At 58.1% G+C, this 20,030-nt stretch carries 15 protein-coding genes, 2 tRNA genes and 4 rRNA genes; 8 read left to right on the top strand and 13 right to left on the bottom strand.

Features of this window, described 5'->3' with window-relative positions; genetic code table 11:
* Positions 1–209: 209 nt before the first annotated feature.
* The 6 genes from MEFOE_RS12690 (at position 210) to rrf (MEFOE_RS12665) (ending at position 5,466) form a co-directional block, all read left to right on the top strand.
* Positions 210–1,676 (top strand): 16S ribosomal RNA (locus MEFOE_RS12690).
* 63 nt (positions 1,677–1,739) lie between these two features.
* Positions 1,740–1,811: transfer RNA gene (locus MEFOE_RS12685), tRNA-Ala, on the top strand.
* Between the two features lie 109 nt (positions 1,812–1,920).
* A 23S ribosomal RNA gene (locus MEFOE_RS12680) occupies positions 1,921–4,839 on the top strand.
* 72 nt (positions 4,840–4,911) lie between these two features.
* Positions 4,912–4,983, top strand: a tRNA-Cys gene (locus MEFOE_RS12675).
* 5 nt (positions 4,984–4,988) lie between these two features.
* A 5S ribosomal RNA gene (gene rrf / locus MEFOE_RS12670) occupies positions 4,989–5,110 on the top strand.
* A gap of 234 nt (positions 5,111–5,344) precedes the next feature.
* Positions 5,345–5,466 (top strand): 5S ribosomal RNA (gene rrf / locus MEFOE_RS12665).
* Together the 16S, 23S and 5S rRNA genes with 2 tRNA genes alongside form the textbook arrangement of a ribosomal RNA operon.
* A gap of 94 nt (positions 5,467–5,560) precedes the next feature.
* On the opposite strand, the gene MEFOE_RS13875 is transcribed toward rrf (MEFOE_RS12665), so the two are convergent.
* The gene (locus tag MEFOE_RS13875) at positions 5,561–5,875 is read right to left on the bottom strand and encodes a hypothetical protein (RefSeq protein ID WP_153015977.1); all 315 of its coding nucleotides are present in this window, start codon (positions 5,873–5,875) and stop codon (positions 5,561–5,563) included.
* A 235-nt stretch (positions 5,876–6,110) separates the two neighbouring features.
* Between MEFOE_RS13875 and ppcA the strand changes: the two genes are divergently transcribed.
* Both ppcA and MEFOE_RS12655 read left to right on the top strand, forming a co-directional pair.
* Positions 6,111–7,577: a phosphoenolpyruvate carboxylase gene (ppcA, locus tag MEFOE_RS12660; RefSeq protein ID WP_067053332.1), complete on the top strand. Its 1,467-nt coding sequence runs from the start codon at positions 6,111–6,113 to the stop codon at positions 7,575–7,577.
* A 226-nt stretch (positions 7,578–7,803) separates the two neighbouring features.
* Positions 7,804–8,124: a hypothetical protein gene (locus MEFOE_RS12655; protein WP_067052623.1), complete on the top strand. Its 321-nt coding sequence runs from the start codon at positions 7,804–7,806 to the stop codon at positions 8,122–8,124.
* A gap of 7 nt (positions 8,125–8,131) precedes the next feature.
* Here MEFOE_RS12655 and MEFOE_RS12650 read toward each other — a convergent pair whose 3' ends face one another.
* The 12 genes from MEFOE_RS12650 to rpsB form a co-directional block, all read right to left on the bottom strand.
* Positions 8,132–8,413, bottom strand: a complete 282-nt coding sequence (locus tag MEFOE_RS12650; protein WP_067052621.1) for a DUF5671 domain-containing protein — start codon at positions 8,411–8,413, stop codon at positions 8,132–8,134.
* Entirely contained in the window at positions 8,410–9,411 is a 1,002-nt protein-coding gene (locus tag MEFOE_RS12645; protein ID WP_067053329.1) for a DUF7490 domain-containing protein, read from the bottom strand. The genes MEFOE_RS12650 and MEFOE_RS12645 overlap by 4 nt, the downstream gene beginning before the upstream one ends.
* A 105-nt stretch (positions 9,412–9,516) precedes the next feature.
* Entirely contained in the window at positions 9,517–10,809 is a 1,293-nt protein-coding gene (locus MEFOE_RS12640) for an outer membrane protein assembly factor BamB family protein (protein ID WP_067052619.1), read from the bottom strand.
* Positions 10,810–10,835: 26 nt separating this feature from the next.
* Positions 10,836–11,366: a hypothetical protein gene (locus tag MEFOE_RS12635; RefSeq protein ID WP_067052618.1), complete on the bottom strand. Its 531-nt coding sequence runs from the start codon at positions 11,364–11,366 to the stop codon at positions 10,836–10,838.
* A gap of 515 nt (positions 11,367–11,881) precedes the next feature.
* The gene (locus MEFOE_RS12630) at positions 11,882–13,561 is read right to left on the bottom strand and encodes a glutamate--tRNA ligase (protein ID WP_067052616.1); all 1,680 of its coding nucleotides are present in this window, start codon (positions 13,559–13,561) and stop codon (positions 11,882–11,884) included.
* 1 nt (position 13,562) lies between these two features.
* Entirely contained in the window at positions 13,563–14,531 is a 969-nt protein-coding gene (locus MEFOE_RS12625; RefSeq protein ID WP_067052614.1) for a polyprenyl synthetase family protein, read from the bottom strand.
* A 13-nt stretch (positions 14,532–14,544) separates the two neighbouring features.
* Complete coding sequence (locus MEFOE_RS12620; protein WP_067052612.1) at positions 14,545–15,882, bottom strand: RNase J family beta-CASP ribonuclease; 1,338 nt, start codon at positions 15,880–15,882, stop codon at positions 14,545–14,547.
* Positions 15,883–15,902: 20 nt separating this feature from the next.
* Positions 15,903–16,946 (bottom strand): type 2 isopentenyl-diphosphate Delta-isomerase, encoded by a 1,044-nt coding sequence (gene fni / locus MEFOE_RS12615; RefSeq protein WP_067052610.1) that lies wholly within the window; start codon positions 16,944–16,946, stop codon positions 15,903–15,905.
* A 51-nt stretch (positions 16,947–16,997) separates the two neighbouring features.
* Positions 16,998–17,753 (bottom strand): isopentenyl phosphate kinase, encoded by a 756-nt coding sequence (locus MEFOE_RS12610; protein WP_067052608.1) that lies wholly within the window; start codon positions 17,751–17,753, stop codon positions 16,998–17,000.
* Positions 17,746–18,615 (bottom strand): mevalonate kinase, encoded by an 870-nt coding sequence (gene mvk / locus MEFOE_RS12605; protein ID WP_067052606.1) that lies wholly within the window; start codon positions 18,613–18,615, stop codon positions 17,746–17,748. Before mvk ends, MEFOE_RS12610 begins: the two co-directional genes overlap by 8 nt.
* Before the next feature lies 1 nt (position 18,616).
* Entirely contained in the window at positions 18,617–19,405 is a 789-nt protein-coding gene (amrB, locus tag MEFOE_RS12600) for an AmmeMemoRadiSam system protein B (protein ID WP_067052604.1), read from the bottom strand.
* A 12-nt stretch (positions 19,406–19,417) separates the two neighbouring features.
* Positions 19,418–20,029, bottom strand: a complete 612-nt coding sequence (gene rpsB, locus MEFOE_RS12595; RefSeq protein WP_067052602.1) for a 30S ribosomal protein S2 — start codon at positions 20,027–20,029, stop codon at positions 19,418–19,420.
* Position 20,030 lies beyond the last annotated feature (1 nt).

The raw sequence follows: 20,030 nt of genomic DNA, 5'->3' as shown, positions 1-20,030 counted from the left end.
GTCCAATACTGTAATCCCACGAAGTCACTCGGGAACGACACTCAAAGTCGCTCCCAAAAAGGGACACAGAACTTGATTCTGTGTTTTGATGGAGAATCAAAATCACCGATTGGTCGGTGTTGATTCTGACGTTGGCATTGGCAATGCGGAAATCTGTTTAGTAACCGCTAATCCCTTTAAGAAAAATTGATAGTGTGCCTATACTTCAAATTCTGGTTGATCCTGCCAGAGGTCACTGCTATCGGGGTTCGATTAAGCCATGCGAGTCGAGAGGGTTCGGCCCTCGGCGCATTGCTCAGTAACACGTGGACAACCTGCCCTGAGGAGGGGGATAACTCCGGAAAACTGGAGATAATACCCCATAGCCTATGAATGCTGGAATGCTTTGTAGGTAAAAGGTCCGCCGCCTCAGGATGGGTCTGCGGCCGATTAGGTTGTTGTTGGGGTAACGGCCCAACAAGCCTGTAATCGGTACGGGTTGTGGGAGCAAGAGCCCGGAGATGGATTCTGAGACACGAATCCAGGCCCTACGGGGCGCAGCAGGCGCGAAAACTTTACAATGCAGGAAACTGTGATAAGGGAACCCCGAGTGCCTGTATGGACAGGCTGTTCAGGTGCGCAAAAAACACTTGGAGAAAGGGCCGGGCAAGACCGGTGCCAGCCGCCGCGGTAATACCGGCGGCTCGAGTGGTGGCCACTATTACTGGGCTTAAAGCGTCCGTAGCTGGGTAGTTAAGTCTCTGGGGAAATCTTCCGGCTCAACCGGAAGGCGTCTCAGGGATACTGGTTACCTTGGGATCGGGAGAGGTGAGAGGTACTCTGGGGGTAGGAGTGAAATCCTGTTATCCTCAGGGGACCACCTGTGGCGAAGGCGTCTCACCAGAACGACTCCGACAGTGAGGGACGAAAGCTGGGGGAGCAAACCGGATTAGATACCCGGGTAGTCCCAGCCGTAAACTATGCGCGTTAGGTGTATCAGTGGCCACGAGCTACTGAGGTGCCGAAGGGAAACCGTGAAACGCGCCGCCTGGGAAGTACGGTCGCAAGGCTGAAACTTAAAGGAATTGGCGGGGGAGCACCACAACGGGTGGAGCCTGCGGTTTAATTGGACTCAACGCCGGACAGCTCACCGGGTAGGACAGCGATATGATAGCCGGGCTGAAGACCTTGCTTGATCAGCTGAGAGGAGGTGCATGGCCGTCGTCAGTTCGTACTGTGAAGCATCCTGTTAAGTCAGGCAACGAGCGAGACCCACGCCAACAGTTGCCAGCATGTTCTCTGGAATGATGGGGACACTGTTGGGACCGCCTCTGCTAAAGAGGAGGAAGGAATGGGCAACGGTAGGTCAGCATGCCCCGAATTACCCGGGCTACACGCGGGCTACAATGGACAGGACAATGGGTATCGACACCGAAAGGTGAAGGCAATCTCCTAAACCTGCCCTTAGTTCGGATTGTGGGCTGTAACTCGCCCACATGAAGCTGGAATCCGTAGTAATCGCGTTTCAAAATAGCGCGGTGAATCTGTCCCTGCTCCTTGCACACACCGCCCGTCAAACCACCCGAGTGGGGTTTGGATGAGGCTGCGGTTGTTGCCGTAGTCGAATCTAGGTTCCGCAAGGGGGGTTAAGTCGTAACAAGGTAGCCGTAGGGGAATCTGCGGCTGGATCACCTCCTAACGAAATCGGGAAGCGGTTGCTAAACAGACCGTAAAGTTGCCAATGCCAATGAAAGGGAAGAGGGCTCATAGATCAGTGGTAGATCGCCGCCTTTGCGAGGCGGAGGCCGAGGGTTCAAGTCCCCCTGAGTCCACTTTCAATGCACCTGGAGATGTGAATCACCAGGGAAGGGCCGAAGGTCAAATCAATGACCTGTCGAGGCCGTGTATAGGTATGCACAACGGGCGTCAAATGGGTTCAGCGGAAAGCTGGACAAAAACCTGTCAGTGAATGGCTCGGTTCGAGTGCCGATGAAGGGCGTGCCAAGCTGCGATAAGCTCCGGGGAGAGGCATGGAATCTACGATCCGGAGATACCCTAATAGGACATCCTAACACTTCGGTGTTGATCCGTAAGGATCGGGAACGCCCCGAATTGAAACATCTTAGTAGGGGCAGGAAAAGAAATCAACCGAGATGTCGTGAGTAAAGGCGATCGAAAGCGACAGAGTTCAAACTGAATCCCGCAAGGGAGATGTGGTGTGGTAGGCCTGCCGTCTGGTTGTTGCGACGAAGTGGAGGTCCTCTGGAATGAGGCACCAAAGAGGGTGATAGTCCCGTACACGTATGTCAATGCATCCTGGTAGTGTCCTGAGTACCGTGGGTTGGAATTCTCGCGGGAATCTAGGGGTCATCAACCTCTAAAACTAAATACAACTCGAAACCGATAGCGTATTAGTAGCGTGAGCGAAAGCTGAAAAGTAACCCTGATAAGGTGGTTAAAAGTGCCTGAAATTGACAGGTTATAGAGTGTTACGGCGCGAAAGGATCTTCCACATGAAGGAACCCGTCGCGAGGCGGTAGTACGGGTGTGGTTGCCAGTGTCGTAACTTACGTTTTGAAGAACGGGCCAGAGAGTTTATCTTGTTGGCGAAGGTTAACCGTAGAGGGGAGCCGAAGCGAAAGCAACATGTCCGTAGCCTTCGGGTGTGGGACGACGTATTAAAAGTGCGTGGAGTCAATGGGATAAGACCCGAAGCCGGGTGATCTATGCGCGGGCAGGTTGAAGCGTGACGAAAGTTGCGTGGAGGACCGCCTGAGGTTTTGATATGCAAATCATTCTCGTGACCTGCGTATAGGAGTGAAAGATTAATCGAACCCGGCATCCGCTGGTTCCTTCCGAAACATGCCGTAGCATGACCTGGCTGGAGATAGTCGGTGAGGTAGAGCACTGATTGGGGATCCCGGGGAAGAAATTCCTCGCTCCCCTGTCAAACTCCAAATTCCCCGACGTCGTAGAAGGCTGGTAGTCCGCATTACGGGGTAAGCTTGTAATGCGTAAGGGAGACAACCCAGACCGTGGTTAATGTCCCTCAATGTAGGCTAAGTGTCAACACTGAAAGGCGTCCTAGGCCAAAAACAACTGGGAGGTGAGCTCAGAAGCAGCTATCCTTCAAAAAGTGCGTAACAGCTTACCAGTCTAGGTTTAGGGCACTGAAAATGGACGGGGCTAAAGCCTACTACAGAGACCACGGAGCACCGAAAGGTGATCTAGTAGGAAGGCGTTCTGCATGGGCAGAAGCAGGGGTGTAAGTTCCTGTGGACCGTGCAGGAATGAGAATTCTGGCAGTAGTAGAAGCATAGATGGGTGAGAATCCCATCCGCCGAAGGGGCTAGGTTTCCTCGGCAATGTTCGTCAGCCGAGGGTTAGTCGGTCCTAAGTTGCACCGTAATTCGAGTGTAGCGAAAGGGAAACAGGTTAATATTCCTGTACCATTTGATCTTTGCGAAAGCGCTGACGCTTTGGGATACGCTGAGCGAGGTTGTCGCCTCGTCTAAGCACCGAAGTCCGGGGAGTACCGTTATGGTGAGAACCGGGTGAATGTGTGATGGGGTAACTCGGCCGCGTCCTGGAGCCCATGAAAAGGTGATCAAATGTCCGTACCGAGAACTGACACAGGTGCCCCTAGCTGAATAGGCTAAGGCGTGTCGGAGTTAATCGTGTTTAGGGAACTCGGCAAATTGGCCCCGTAACTTCGGAAGAAGGGGTGCCTGCCTGGTGATCAGGCAGGTCGCAGTGACCAGGGGGCTCTAACTGTCTAATAACAACATAGCTGACTGCAACTCCGTAAGGACTAGTATAGTCGGTGATTCCTGCCCAGTGCGAGTATCTGAACACCGGTTTCAACCGGACGAAGGACTCGTAAACGGCGGGGGTAACTATGACCCTCTTAAGGTAGCGTAGTACCTTGTCGCTTAATTGGCGACTTGCATGAATGGATTAATGAGAGCCCTACTGTCCCAAACACGAGTCCGTTGAACCTTTTATCCTGGTGCAGAGGCCAGGGACCCCAAATGGGAAGTGAAGACCCCGTGGAGCTTTACTGCAGCCTGTCGCTGTGTTACGGTTTTCCTTGCGCAGTGTAGATGGGAGATGTTAATCCGTCCCTTGCGGGGGGCGGGGAGTCAACGATGAGACACCATCCTTGGTTGACTGTAACACTAACTCGTCTGAGGACAACGATAGGTAGGCAGTTTGGGTGGGGCGCCACACCCTCGAAAAAATATCAAGGGTGCCCCAAGGTCAACTCATGTGAGTCAGAAACTCACAGAAGAGTGTCAAGAGCAAAAGTTGGCCTGACGCGATTATGAATAGCAAATAATCGCGAGAGGAAACTCGGGTCTAACGAACCAATACGCCTTTTTGGTGAGGGCTATTGACGACAGAAAAGCTACCCCGGGGATAACAGAGTCGTCGCCGGCAAGAGCACATATCGACCCGGCGGCTTGCTACCTCGATGTCGGTTCTTTCCATCCTGGCTGTGCAGCAGCAGCCAAGGGTGAGGTTGTTCGCCTATTAAAGGGGATCGTGAGCTGGGTTTAGACCGTCGTGAGACAGGTCGGTTACTATCTATTTGGGGTGTTTGGAGTCTGAGGGTAAGAAAGAAATAGTACGAGAGGAACTTTCTTTCGTCGCCTCTGGTCGATCGGTTGTCCGACAGGGCAATGCCGAGCAGCTACGCGGCAAGGGATAAAAGCTGAAAGCATCTAAGCTTGAAACCCGGCCCAAAAAGAGACTCCGCTGAGGACATGGGTAAAAGACCCGCTTGATAGGCTTGGGATGTACGCATGAAGACCACGACATGTTCAGTCCGCAAGTACTAACGTCCAAATCCAACTATCCGTTGAACCCAGACGAAACCCGTTGTGCATACCTTTAAACACTATAATGTGTTACATTATAGAGGACACGGCTGCCAAGGTGGCGGAGAGGCTACGCGGTTGACTGCAGATCAACTACATCCCGGTTCGATTCCGGGCCTTGGCTTGGGTGATAGCGGCCATAGCAGTGGGGAAACACCTGGACTCTTTCCGAACCCAGAAGTTAAGCCCACTCACGTATTACCGTGTACTGAGTTGCGCGAGCACTTGGGAAAAGTAATTCGCTGCTATCCCCTTCCTTATGAATTGTGACTGTTCTTAGGTTATCTTGTTTGTATTCCAGTGTTTTCTGTGCGATTCTTCTGAATCGTAGGTCTACTTTGTTTCTTGATTCTTACCATTGATATAACGTCAAGTCATTCTGACCGCCTTTTCTGCTCTCTATTATTTCTCTCCTGAATCAGTTTCTGTCTTTCTATTCCGCCCGCGTGCATATCCTTATATCCCATCATGCTGATTCTATAGTGTATAGCGGCCATAGCAGCGGGGAAACACCCGGACTCTTTCCGAACCCGGCAGTTAAGCCCGTTCACGTATTACCGTGTACTGAGTTGCGCGAGCACTTGGGAAAAGTAATTCGCTGCTATATTTCTTCTATGCCGCGAACGAATGTCTGTTTGTTGTTTTTGTATTCCCGGAGAATTTTCTCGTATTGTCCTCAATATGATCCTGGCATAGCCTCATCATTGCAACCCTGAGAACAATTCGTCGACCTGAGCGAATACCAAAGTGCCGGTGTTGGCATGGGATCTTATCTTTGTTGTTGTCCGGGTCATTCTTGGTGGCTTTATCCTGGGGAAAAATCCTCTTGAACCAGTCTTTGTGATTGGTTGGATGATCCGTGCCATTTGTTTTTCCCTGTGCAACCACTGTATCCCCACTGCTAGAGGTACTTCTTTCCTGTGCGCCGCAGTCAGTCCTGGTAACTGCTGATCATCAACCACCGTCCTGAAGTGTTTACCTGTGCCATTCCTCTCATCGCCTGATACAATACTCATCTTCGACGGCGATCGTTTCGATCCCGACGATTTGTTTGTCCTCACCCCTACGGGACTGAGGGATCACACAGGTCGTTGCCTCTGCCGGCACCTGATCGTATCCCTCTTCTTGAGAGGCACCATTATCTGGTATATCCTCACATATCATCTGGCACGCTGTCCATGTGACCAGTGTGACCGCATCCCAGCCCCCTTTACGGGCTTTGTCCCACTTCCAGGATGTATGGTGATAGAGATGGCAGATATTCCACGAATTTCACGGTGCATGAGCACCCAGCACCCGGACAATGTCCACCTTCCGTTCTTTGCCGAGAACTCTGAACTCGGTGGCGACGACGAAGTGCAGGAGGCGTACTACAGTTACTCCCATCTTGGATGCAGGGAACAGATGTGGGACTGTGAGGGAAAGGAAGTCGACAACTTCGTCGTCAAAAAACTTCTCTCCAGGTATGAATCCTTTTTCCGGGACAACCAGCTCGGAAAAGATCTCTTTCTCACCCTGCGCGTCCCGAACCCTGAGGTCGAACGCGCCGAAGCGAAGATCCTCCTCGAAACCCTGGAGAGCATCCCGCGCTCCTTCGATGTAGCCCGCCTCTTCTCCGGGAATGACGTCCCTCCGATCTATGAGGTGATCCTCCCGATGACATCGTCGCACGTCGCCGTCGACAACATCTACCAGTACTACTGCGACTTCGTCGTCGGACAGCAGCACAAGCGCCTCGGTGGGAGGGACATGACCATCGCCGAATGGATCGGTCCTTTCTCTCCGCAGAAGATCAATGTCATCCCTCTCTTCGAGGACGCGCCGAGTATGCTCAACGCCGCCGGGATTGTCGGGCGGTACATGCAGGACAAAGACCTCACCTACCAGCGGGTCTTCCTCGCGCGTTCTGACCCGGCCATGAACTATGGCATGATCCCGGCGATCCTTCTCAACAAGATAGCCCTCTTCCGCCTCCACCTCCTTGCCGAGGAGACGGGAGTTCCGATATACCCGATCATCGGCGTCGGTTCCGCGCCCTTCCGGGGAAACCTCCGTCCTGACACAGTCGAGCGCTGCGTTGCCGAGTATCCCGGCGTGCATACCTTCACCATCCAGTCGGCCTTCAAGTACGACTATCCCCTGGACATGGTCCACCGGGCAGTCGCTGATCTCGAAGGGCAGAACACTACCATGCCACCCGAGATCGACGAGGAGGACGCAGTCGCCCTCATCCAGAAGTACACCGGCGCCTACATGCAGGCGATCACCGGCCTCTCCGACCTCATCAACCGGGTCGCCACTTTCGTCCCGAGCAGGAGAAAGAGGAAACTCCATATCGGCCTCTTCGGCTACTCACGGAGCGCCGGTGGCATCTCCCTCCCGCGGGCGATCACCTTCACCTCCGCGCTGTACTCGGTCGGCCTCCCTCCCGAACTCCTCGGCCTCGACGCCCTCGACTCCGACGAGATCGAGTTCCTCCGCAAGGTCTATGTCAATTTCGATGCCGACCTTGCCGATGCCGCCCGGTACTTCGACCCTGAATCTGAGTATGTGTTACCGTCCCTTGCAAAGGCTGTCCTCGATCTCGTCGATGTCGAACCCGATGCAGAGCACCGGGAGATCGCGGCCTCTATCCGCGGGGCCCTGAAGGAGAACCGGACTGCAGACGTCAGGTCAGGGATCCTGCGGGCAGCAAATGTCAGGAAATTCCTCGGATAACCTCTCTTTTTTTCTTCGCAGGATCTCATCCCCGCGGTGTGCGCGAGCAGGGAATAGAGGCGTTTTTTTCTTCTGATCCCGGTGTTCCGGGTCTGGTTTCCTGCCTCAAAAGATCAGTGTTATAGGCATAGGGCAGGTAAATTACCTGGTTCTGCTCACTCACCTTACCAGCATCGCCTGTATCCTTGCCTATATTGGTGGCTATGCGTTCGGCACCGTTGTTGGGATGAACCTTGAACAGAGGATCAAGGTGGGGAATGTCATGGTCCGGACCATCGTGCGCGACGACGCCGATGTCGTCGTCGCCGAACTGCGGGAACAGGGTTTCGGCATCAGCCGCGTCGACGGAACTGGCTGTTGTGGTTCACGTGTGGCGGTGCTTTTCACCATCGTCCCGCGTTCTGTTCTCCAGGATCTTCTTGACACACTGAAGGCCTGCCATCCCCAGAACATCTTTGCCATCGGAGATGTCAGAACCGTCAAGGAAGGCATGCACCTCTATCATAAACCAGACCAGAAGGGTATTCTTGCGTGGTTTCAGCGGTGAGATCTGCTCAGGGAGGGGAATATCCCTCCTCTTCTGCCCCTTTTTTTCCGTCTTTCCTGAGCACCTGCCAGTGGTAGACCCAGACTGCAAAGCCGACGAGGAGCATAGCCGCTGCTCTGGGGAGGCCGGCATAATAAGGGGGCGGTTGCGGATACGGTGCCGGTTGTGGGTAAACGAAGACCTCCAGCAGGACCGTACAGACGTCGACCGCCCCGATGACCATCACCAGGAGGGAGAGGAAGGTGACGGCATAGAGGTACATCCTCCATGCGGTGATCCCGCCCTTCATCCCTCGCGCCTCTCCCGTCGGACAACATACGCGGCTGCACCGAGGGCCAGAAGAGCAAGTACTGCCGCAAAACCCGGTTGGGTCGGCCCGACCCGTCCGCCCTCCACGACCCTGAACTGCCCCACCTGCACCTCCCCGGGTATAGGCGTCGGCGCGGCGGTGACGGTCATGGTGGGCGGTTTTGTCACCTTTCCTGTCTCCCCGCTTTTTGAGTCGCCCTGTGGAGGGGCCAGGGTCACGCGGCCGGTACCACCCGTGATGAGGGCGCCGTTTTCAAAGACTTCGATCCCGATCTCGTAGTCATAGCCATTTGGAACAGTGAGGCGGATACTCCTTTCCGTGGACGCATTCCCGGCGAGGGTCCCGAGGGTCGCCGACTCCCGTGCCGCCGTGATCCCTTTCTGCAGGTTGTAGGCCTTCACCTTCGCCGCGACCTGGCCCGAGGGAGAGAGCCCGATATTCTCCAGGCCAAGGAAGATATCCAGGGTGATGGGGTCGGCCTCCAGGTCCGGGGTCATCACGTCGATGGCCGTGACGGCAAGGAGGGAACGGGCGATCGTTTTCGCATGGGCGGTGCGGTCAGGGAGGGCGACGGCGACCGACCCTGTCACCTGTCTCCTCCCGTCCTGCCAGATCGAGGCCCAGATGTCGTAGTTATGCCCGTTTTCGAGTTTCATCGGGATTACCTCCCTGTGTGTCTTCCCTTCCTCTAGGCTCAGGCCTGAGACGCGCCGCTCGGTGACGACGACGTCTGTGCCGGCATATTTCGCGCTCACCAGGACATCGACCTTCTCCAGGTCGCCGTATAGGGCTTCGATATAGGGGATGACTTCGATCGCGGTGGTGTTCGAGGGGGGCTGGCCCTGGGGAATAACGATATCCATGTCGGCGATGGTGACATAACCGCGTGTCTGCGACTGTGGCGGGGCGGTGCACCCGGCCGTGCATGCAAGACAGAGGAGTATGATGATGAAGATCCCGGTCTTATATCGTTTCATTTCGATCATATTGTTGTCTCTGGACCTGCGATCTTTAAATGATATTCTATTATATCACCGACATTATTCCCTGGAAATTCCCCGGGGAAAAGAAAAGAGGATGGTTTATTGTCTTCTCATCATGAGGAGAACGACAGCGATACCGACCCCTGCAAGGGCGGTCAGCGGCAGGGCGGCGGCGCGGGTCGGTGTCGTCGTCGCTGGCGTTGTCGACGGCACCAGGGTGGCATTCACCGTGGCCGTGACTCCTGCCTCGACAGAGAAGGTCCCGCTCCACGTATCGTGGTCGCGGAGTTCAAGGAGGACGGTGTGATTGCCAGCCTCGATGTTGGGCACGGTGACCGGCGTCCTGCCCACATAGAGGTTGTCGATGTGGACGGCCGCGCCCGCCGGCACCGAGGAGATTGCAAGCGATCCGGTCATACGTGCGGTCGGCGTCGGGGTGGTGACGGTAGTGGTCGGCGTCGGGGTGGGCTCCGGCGCGGTGGTGTAGCGACTGACCTCACCACCTGATGTTGCAATGGCGAAAGTGGTACCATCTGGGGTGAGGGCCACTCCCCGCACCGCCGACCCGATCACTTTGCTCAGGATCGCCGAGCCTGTCCTGTCCAGGATATAGATATTCTGGTCGAGAGACCCTGCGGCGATCTTCTCCCCGCGCTCGCTTGCCGAGACGGCCGTGACCGACCCCGTCATCGGTACGCTCCAGAGGAGTGTGCCGTTTGCATCGAAGAGGATGACACGCGTATCGGCCGATCCCGCTGCTACAAAGGTTTCGTCAGGCGATATCGAGACCCCGAGCACGTCCGCGCGGGCCACCTGGGACCAGAGGAGTGAACCGTCCCGCTCGAAGAGGTAGACTGTGTCGTCCTGCGATCCCGCTGCGATAAGAGTCCCGTTCGGTGTCACGGAGACCCCGAAGACATCACCTTTTGTCTGGTATGACCAGAGGGTGTTGCCTTCTTCATCGAAGAGATAGACCCTGTCGTCCGAACACCCGGCTGCGACATATTCCCCGCCGTCTGCGACCGCAACGGCGTAGGCGCGACCGGGCAGCACTGTGCTCCACCTGAGGTTGCCTGACCTGTTGTAGAGATAGACCCTGTTGTCCGAGGACGCGGCGCCGACCGCTGTCCCGTCAGGTGCGATAGAGACACTGTTTACGGTTGCCTGTGCACTCCTCTGCCATACGACGCTGCCAGAAGCATCACGCAGGGTGACCTTTGCGTCGTCACCGCCAGCGACAACGGCAGAACCGTCTGCGGAGATGGAGACGCCCCGCAGGATCCCCTGGGTCGTGTAGGTCCAGTCAGGGGACTCCTCGGCCGCCGCTGTCCCGCAGAGGAGACAGAGAAAGGTTGCCAGGAGGAGCGCCCCGGTTATATTCTCTTTTTTCATGGATGGAGATATCGGGTTTTGTCTATTTAAGAACGGCGTATCCACAACGCAGCCGCCAGGCCGAGGACGACCCCGGCGGCACTCCATGGTGCCTGCGTCGGTGTCGGTGTCGTAGCGGCCGGGACCGGCGTCGTCGCCGGAGGTGGTACGGTCGTCGCGGCCGTCGTGACGTCGCTCACTGTCTCGTTGGTGATCGTGAAGGTCCCGCTTGCCGTGGCGTCCCCTTCCACCCACGCGACAGTGATGGTATAGGTCTCGGGCGGGAGCACCTCGAAGATGTAGGACCAGGTGTTGTATGGGTCCCCGGCCTCCACCGTCACGGTGCCGCTTGACCCGTAGAATGCACCCCCCGTCTCCTTCGTGGTCGGCTTGAAACCCGAAGAGACGATATCGACAAGAAGTTCATTGCCCGGTGCGATGTTCGTCGTCCCGCGGACGGTGAGGGTTTCGTCAGGGTTTTTCTCGACCTCCCCGATCTCCAGAGTGGCCGCCGCCGCTGCCGCCTGGACGAGGAGGAGTGCGGACACCGCGATGAGGATGAGGGTTAGAGTTCGCATGCGGGTGCATGGGAGATGAGGGTATATATGATGTGCGGGGGTGTGAACCATGGAACAAAGAATCGATCCTCCTGCGGGGAATAATCGCAAGTCTTATGGCTTTCTCGATATTGCCGATGCTCGCCCCTCTCAAAACTCGAAAAAATTGGCTTTGTAGAAAGCCTATTCTGGAGTGCCTCTGCCGGGGGGCTGCGCCCCCCGGCCCCTCGAAAACCTCCGGTTTTCTCATGCTCACTTCGTTCGCCCCCTGCCATTAGGATAAAAATGCAGGATTTCACCCAACCGAGGTCCAATCGTGAGCGGGGAACGAGCTTCAGCGAGTTCGAGAAGACCGCCAGGTCTTCGCTGTCCGGGGGCGTAGTCCCCCGGTCTTGATTGAAGACGGTGGATCGGCGTCTCGTCTTAGGATTCTGCTGTCCCCTGCCCAGGACAAAATCCCGGGGTCCATAGAGTGGCCTCCTCTCACAGAACAAAAAAAATTCTTCCGAGCCCAAAAAAAAGAAAAAGAGATCTCTTCACCGGTGGGAGAAGTACCCGACGACGCCCGTTTCGTCGGCCCTGTCAATCCTGACAAAGCCAACTCTCTCGAACTGGACGGTCTTCCCCGCATAGCGAGCGACCGCGGCCTCGCAGAGTCCGGTGAGCGTGCCCTCCGGGGTGAGGACGGTGCAGGGGATGCCCGCTCCCTCGGGGAGCCACTGGACGATCGGGGCCTTCGCCGCCCGCGCCGCCGCCAGGTCGTCGCCGGCATAGACTGCCTGCCCCTCGCCTCTCATCTCGATATTGAAGAGATCCTTCAGCCGGATCATCCCGGCCCCCGCGACCTCGACCTTTGGCAGGACGACTACACTCTCAAAGGCAAGTTTCCGCACACCCCGCGCCTCGTTGCCCGGGTACAGGGGCACTTCAGCCGTCTGTGCCGGCGCATCCTCGACAGTCACCCGCACAGGTTCGGGGACAAAGAAGAAGCGGTCTGATGACGGGTCGACGATCGCCTTGTTCTTCGCGTACAGGTTTTCCCAGGAGAAGGAGATGTCGGTCTCGCCGATACCGATATCGAGGACCGCCTCCTTCACCGCTTCGGGCTCGATGCCCCGGCGTGCGATCGCTCTCAGGGTGCCGAGGTGGATATCATCCCAGCCCGTGTACGTTCCGGCGTTGATACCCTCGCGCATCGACGAGGTCGAGAGGACGACCCCCTCGATACCCATCCTGCCGTAGTGGCGGTACACCGGCGCCTTCCAGCCGAAGTAGTCGTAGATGTACTGCTGGCGGCGGGTGTTCGCGATATGGTCCTTGCCCCGGATCACGTGGGTGATGCCGAGGAGGTGGTCGTCGGCCACGACCGAGAAGTTCATCAGGGGATAGACGCGGGCGTCGATCCGCGGGTGGGCCGGGCTGTCGACGATCCTGAAGATGGAGAAATCGCGCATCGCCGGGTCGGGATGTGTCAGGTCGGTCTTCACCCGCACTGTCACCTGCCCCTCGGCAAACTTCTCGGCGAGCATCTGGTCCCAGAGATCGAGGTTCTCCTCGACAGTGTGGGACCGGCACGGACAGGCCGTCTTCGCGATTTTCAGTTCCCTGAACCTCTCCGCGTCGCAGGTGCAGACATATGCCCCGCCGAGTTCGATGAGTTGCCGGCAGAGGTCGTAGTAAATCTCCATCCTGTCGCTCTGGTAGACGATATCGGTAATGCCAAGGCCCAGATTCCTGATGTCTTCCTGGACCATCTCATAGGCCTCGGGGTCTACCCGCCGCGGGTCGGTGTCCTCGATCCGCAGGACATATCTCCCGCCGTACCTCTTCACATAGGCATCGTTCAGGAAGGCCGCCCTGGCGTGCCCCAGGTGCAGGGGCCCGGAGGGGTTGGGCGCAAACCGCATCACGACGCCGTTTTCGGCACCTTCGAGGGGCGGGAGCTCCTTCTTTGTCTCCTTCCTGACCTCGTTCATCTCGGCCACAAGTTCGGGAGCGATCTCCTGGAGTTTTGCCTGCCATGACTCTGCCGGCAGGTCCGCGACCTCGTCGAGCACGCCCGCGAGGAGGGCCGGGATATCCTTTGCATGCGGGCGGAGTTCTGGGTGGGCGCCGAGCACCTTCCCCATCACTGCCTTTGCATTCGGCACATTGCCGTGTTTTACCGCGTTCTGGAGCGCGTAGATGTACAGGACTCTCCTGATCTCTGTCTCCATCTTAGAAACTCCGTGTCAGGAAGTAATCCGCGATTTCCTCAAGATATGTGCGTTCCATCGATTCGGGCAGGACAGAGAGCGCGCGCTTTGCCGTCGCGACCCTCTCCTCCGCGGCCCGCCGCACCTCGTCTACCACGCCCGCCCCTTCGAGCTCGGCGATCGCCGCGTCGATCTCGGTGGTGGTGAGGGTATGGCGGTACTTCGAGAGGTCGAGGTCCTTCTCCCGTGCGATGATGGCGATAAGGGTCTGCTTCCCCTCGCGGAGGTCGGAGGCCCTGTCCTTTCCGCTCGTCTCCGGGGGGGCCAGAAGGTCGATGAGGTCGTCCTGGATCTGGAAGGCGATCCCGGCATTCATGCCGTACTGGTAGAGGGCATCGACCTGCATGGCATTCCCGCCGGCAAGAGTCCCGCCGATCGCTGCCGCCGCTGCATAGAGGGCACCAGTTTTCTTCCCGGCCATCTCGATGTAGTCGGCCTCCTCGACTTCGGCGCCCTTCTGCTCGAAGGCCATATCCTGGTGCTGTCCCTCGCAGATCTCCGTGCAGGTCCGGGCAAGGAGGGTCACCGCCTTCACCCGCGCCCTGTCCTCGGCGAGGGCATGGGTGATGTACTCGAAGGACTTCGCATACAGCACGTCGCCCGCCAGGATCGCCGTCGGTTCGTCCCACTTCGTGTGGACCGTCGGCACGCCCCGCCTTGTCACGTCCCCGTCCATGATGTCGTCATGGATAAGGGTGAAGGTGTGAGTCATCTCGACCGCGATCGCCGCGGTGATCAGGTCGTCGGCACGACCCGGTTTCACGGCGTTGGCTGCAAGGAGCAGCACCGCCGGGCGCAGGCGCTTGCCGCCCGCGAGCAGGAGATGGGCGCTCGCCTTATAGAGGTCGCCGAATACGTCTCCAAAATTCCGCTCGAGCGCGATGTCGACCTGCTCGGCGGTTTTCTCAAGATAAGTCTTCAGATCACTCATGACAAAACCTCGTTTATTTCAACAGGACCCTCTGCCCGTTTCTGAGCAGGTGGACGTCGTTGTTCAGGGTGTAACCGCACTCCTCGGCAAACCGCATGTACTCACCGGTCATGTCGATGTTCCCGTGGGACGGAATGATGTGCTGGGGGTTTAAGAGATGGAGCAGTTCGTAGTGGTCTTCACGGTACGCGTGGCCGCTCACGTGGATTTCATCGAAGATCCTGGCGCCCTTCATCTTCAGGAGAGTCTCGACGAGGTGGCGCTGCCCGAAGTTCATGGGGTTCGGGATCACCTTGGCCGAGAAGAGGATCTTGTCGCCTTTCTCGACCTTGTACGGCGTGTCGCCATGGGCAATCCGCGTCAGGATGGCGCCGCTCTCGCCCTGGTGACCGGTGACGATCGGGAGGAACTTGTCCTTCCCGGTCTTCATCATATGCCGCAGGGTGCGGTCCACCGTCCGCCTGTTCCCGAAGACCGAGAGGCTCTGGGGGAATGCGACCAGTTTGAGCTGTTCGGCCGCCGTCGAATACCGTTCCATCGAGCGGCCGAGAAGGACCGGTTTTCTCCCGATCTCATGGGCGCACTCGGCGATTGTCTTGATACGTGAAATGTGTGAAGAGAAGGTCGAGACAATGATCGCGTTCTTGTCGTCCTCGTAACTGGTGATCGTGTCCCTGACAAGGTCGCGGGCGATCCGTTCGCTCGGACACCTGCCCTTCTTCTCGATGTTCGTGCTCTCGACGATGAGGGCGAGCACCCCTTCCTTCCCTATCTGACGGAGGCGGGCGAAGTCGGGCGGTTCGCCGATCACAGGCGTCCGGTCGAGCTTGAAGTCGTTCGCATAGACGACGGCACCGTCTTTCGTGTGGAGCACCGCCATCACCGTGTCGATGATCGAGTGCTGCATCTTGACGAACTCAAGGGTGAGGTTCGGGGAGATCCGGTACCGGTTGCCCGCCTTCAGCACCTGGATTTTGTTGGTGACCCCGAACTTCTGTTCGCCCTGGATCTGCTGTTTGATCAGTTCGACCGTGTACGGCGTCCCGATAATGGGTGCGTTGTACCGGTGCGCGAGTTTCGGGATCGCCCCGATATGGTCGAGGTGGCCGTGCGTGCAGACGATCGCCTTCACGCTCCCTTCCACCGTGTTCATCATGGTGTCGTCGGGGATGGCCTTCATCTCGATCAGATCGAGGGAGTGCATATTCTCGATCTCCGCGTCCTCGTGGATCATGATCTGGTCGAGCCTGATGCCCATATCGAAGATGACGATCTCTTTTCCACACCGGACGGCGGTCATGTTCCGGCCGACTTCGTTATAGCCGCCCACTGCAACAATTTCTGTATCCATTTTTTGTCTCCGTATGAATCCTATTCTTCGAGCATCTGCCGGGTCGTACCGGTAATATAAGCCCGTGTTTTCCTGAGATCGGCAACGCTGCCAGATCCGGTGAGGAACATGGCGGCCCGCAGTTCCTGCAGGACTGTAGATACGACCGCCGTAAGCGCCTCTTCTCCGTCCATCGCGGGTTTCAGCAGGGGCAGGGCCATCCCGCCGAGGTCGGCCCCGAGTGCGAGGGCCTTCGCGATGTCTATTCCATTCCTCACGCCTCCGGTGGCGATCACCGGGCCGCTTCCCGCCACCTCGTGGAGACTCACCACGGTCGGGATGCCCCAGTCGAGGAACGCCTTCCCGAGCGCGCGCAGACGATCTTCTTTGGCCCTCTCGACTTCGACCGCCGCCCACGAGGTGCCACCGAAACCGCCGAGGTCGATCGCTGCGGCGCCTGCGCCCCAGATCAGGCCGGCCGTCTCTTTCGAGATGCCTGCTCCGGTCTCCTTGACGATCACCGGCGTCTTGAAGTTCTCGCAGAGGTCGGCGATGGCGGCAAGGCAGCCACGGGCATTGTGGTCGCCCTCGGGCTGGATCGCCTCCTGCAGGAAGTTCAGGTGGACGCAGAGGGCGTCGGCCCCGATCATCTCCACCGCGCGCTCGGCCCACTCTGTCCCGTGCTCCCGTAATTGCACTGCGCCGAGGTTGGCACAGATGAAGGCATGAGGCGCCTCGTCGCGCACGACCGAGAAACTCTCTGCAAGATCCCGGTGTTCGAGGGCCGCGCGTTGCGACCCGACACCCATAGCAAGGCCGAAACTCTCCGCGACCCGTGCAAGTCGCCTGTTGACCTCGGTCGTTGCAGGGTGGCCGCCTGTCATGGCGGCGATGAAGAGCGGCGCCGCAAGACGTGCGCCGAGAAACCTGGTCTCCAGCCTGATCGCATCAAGGTCACATTCTGGAAGGGCGGTATGCACCAGTTTGACGTCTTCAAAGCCTGCGCTGCCGACTTCAACCTGCTTCTCGCAGCAGATCCGCAGGTGGTCCAGCTTCCGCGAGGACGTCTGTGTACTCTCTTTGATATGAATTCCTCCTGTTCTCTGGTGTGCCTGTCCCTGTCCTTCTTTTTTCTTTCACTTTCTGACTATCGTGCCGCCGTGACCCTTCCCGTCAAGGAATGCGGCCGTCCGGGAGACATGGAATATGTGCGATTCGATACCCTCGTCTGCGAGTGCGAGGAGTTCCGTGATCTTCCCTTTCATCCCGCCAGTCACGTCGGTGTTCCCTGAACACCCGATAGACAGACGTCCGACTGTGTCCCTTGTGATCACCGGTACCACCGCACCGTTGTCAAGGACGCCGGGCACGTCGGTCGCAAGACCGACGCGGGCCGCCCCAAGGGCTACGGCAAGGTACCGGATGATCTGATCGCCTGAAATGATGCAGGCACCACGACTCGCGTCCATCACCACGTCTCCATGAAGAACCGGGGTAATGCCGAGCCGCACCAGTTGTACAATAGGTAGGTGCTCACAGGATATGAGATGTCGGTTGTCGGCACGGCATCCGGCCAGGGGGTGGATGCCGACGGCGTCCACACCGTGCTCACGCAGCGCGGTCACGACTGCCCTGTTGAGACCGGCGACCGCCTCATGGGTGACGGCTATCCCTTCTTTGTTTGCGGGGCCGACTCCCTCCTGGAGATGGTATCGGGCGGCTTCAGGGTGGCCGCATGACCCGGCCCCGTGGACCAGAACAAGCCTGAGGCCGGGCCGTTGTGCGATCTCTCCGGCAAGCGCGGCAAGGCGGGCATGATCGACGGCGCCGGTTCCAGCCTTGTCGGTAATGATACTTCCGCCGAATTTTAGCAGAATAATCTTTTCATCCATCTTTCTCTTTGCGTATGCCGGTCGTGTCGATGGTGGTGATGATCGACTTTGCGCCTGTGGCGTCCATCGCCCCTGCGACCCAGTTCTTTGCGTGTTTCGGGCAGAGCGCTACCATGCACCCTCCTCCGCCGGCACCGGTGACCTTCGCGCCGAAGGCCCCGGCCGCACGGGCGGTCAGGACAAGTTTGGAGAGAGCGGGGTGGCCGACGCCGAGTGCCTCAAGGAGGGCGTTGTTGACGTCCATGCAGTGACCGAGCTGCTGCGGTTTGTTCATGCACTTGATCGCCTGGGTGGTCACCGCCCCGATCGAGTCCATGATCGGGTTGACGATGGCGGGGTGTTTCTGGTGCATCTGTGCCACGTGCTCCACCATTTTTGCGGTCGAATGGGGGACGAGGGTGTTGCCGATGACGAGGTGGAGGCTCTGCGGCGGCAGGCGTCGTTTCGATCCTTTCGTGATCAGCACGATCCCGCCGAAGGTCGTTACATAGGTATCGGTCGGGCTCGCTCTTCCGTTCTGGACTTTCTTCTCGATCGCAAAGGCGCGCTCTGCGATCTCGTCCTTTGTAAAGCCGAGGCCGAACTCGTCTGAGATGGCGGCGAGGGTGGCGGTGGTCACCGCCGCTGAGGACCCGAGCCCTGACGAACTCGGGAGTTGCGACCTGATATAAACGCTCCCCTGTACCCCGGTCGAACGGAAACACTCGTCTATATAGGGAGAACGGACTGGTGCGGGGTTTTTTACCCTCCTCACCGTCACCGCCACGCGCGGCCTGATCGCCATCGCCACGCCTGGTTTCCCATAGACAACAGCGTGCTCTCCAAAAAGAAATACCTTACCGGGGGCGCTCCAGGTCGCCACTCTACACCACCGCTATGGCAGCATATCCGACGACAAGGGGGTCGCCGGTCACCTCTCCGCTCGTGGTATAGGTGAGCAACCTCCCTTCGGTCGCGCCGAATGCCTTGCAGGCAAGGACCATCGTCGCGATCGGGCCGTACCCGCATGCGCTGACGTCGAGATACTCGATCTTCCGGTAGAACTCCGGGACGTCGAGAGTCTTCAATGCCTCGATCGCCTGCAGGTCCACATGGTGCGCGAGGTCCTCCGGGATATAATGGGAGAAGTCGCTGGAGGCGACGATCCGCACCTTGCGGCCGGTCTTCCTGACTGCGGCTACGATTGCCTTTGCAAGTTTCTCCGCGCTCCTGAGGCTCTGGTCGCCCATCATGATCGGTGCGATCCTGGCCCGCGGAAAGTGGTACTTGATGAAAGGCACCTGGACCTCGATTGAGTGTTCGGTGGCGTGTGCATCGTCGTCGATCGGCACGCCGATCGCCTGCACGAGGTCGGCGTCGACGTCCACGATGCCAAGGGGAGTCTCCCATGGTATCGCCGAGGCGGAGGTCGTAAAACCGTGGTGGCTTGGCCCGATGATGATGAATGTCCCGTCAAAAGAGGGTGGTATGGCGGCATAAGCCCGGGCCGCCACGGCACCTGAATATGGATAACCTGCATGGGGTGCGACGATACCGAGGGCGTCAGGCATGTCGGTCACCGGTTCAGGGGTGACCATGCCGAGGAACTGCTCGAGATGAGCGGGGTCTCCCGGATAGAACATGCCTGCGACGGTGCATGCCCTCGTCTGCATCTCTCTTCCTCCTTACAGTTCGGTCTCGAAGTCCTCGAGGGTATAGGAGGTGGAAACACCGCGGAGATGGAGGATCTCTCTGGTGAGGAGGTAGTAGACGAGGGAGAGTGCCTTTCTGCCCTTGTTGTTTGTCGGGATGACCATGTCGAGGTTGCTGGTCATGTTGTTCGTGTCGCAGAGGCCGATGACTGGTATCCCGTTCTGGATCGCTTCCTTGATCGCCTGAGCGTCGCCCATCGGGTCGGTGACGACGACGACTTCGGGCTCCACGTAGCCGTGGAAGTTCGGATTGGTCATGAGACCGGGGATGTACCGCCCGATAGCCGCGGTGCCTCCGATGGCGTCGGCGAACTTCTTTGCCGGGTACTGGGCGTACTGGCGGGAAGCGACGATGAGGACCTTCGGGGCGTCGTAACCGGAAAGGAACTTCGCCGCGGTCTTGATGCGCTCGTCGGTTGCTCTGATGTCAAGGATGTACAGTCCGTCCCCGCGCACGCGGTAGATGAACTTCATCATGTCCTGGCTCTTCTGCTGCGTGCCGATGTGGACTCCTGCGGCGAGGTACTCTTCCACCGGAACGAGGGGCTCGTTCAGCACAATTTCCATCTCAGTCTCTTCAACCATG

This window comes from Methanofollis ethanolicus, from assembly GCF_001571385.1.
Taxonomy (GTDB): Archaea; Halobacteriota; Methanomicrobia; order Methanomicrobiales; family Methanofollaceae; genus Methanofollis; species Methanofollis ethanolicus.
Note: the sequence above shows the minus strand (reverse complement) of the source record. Positions and strands in the feature narration are given on the sequence as shown.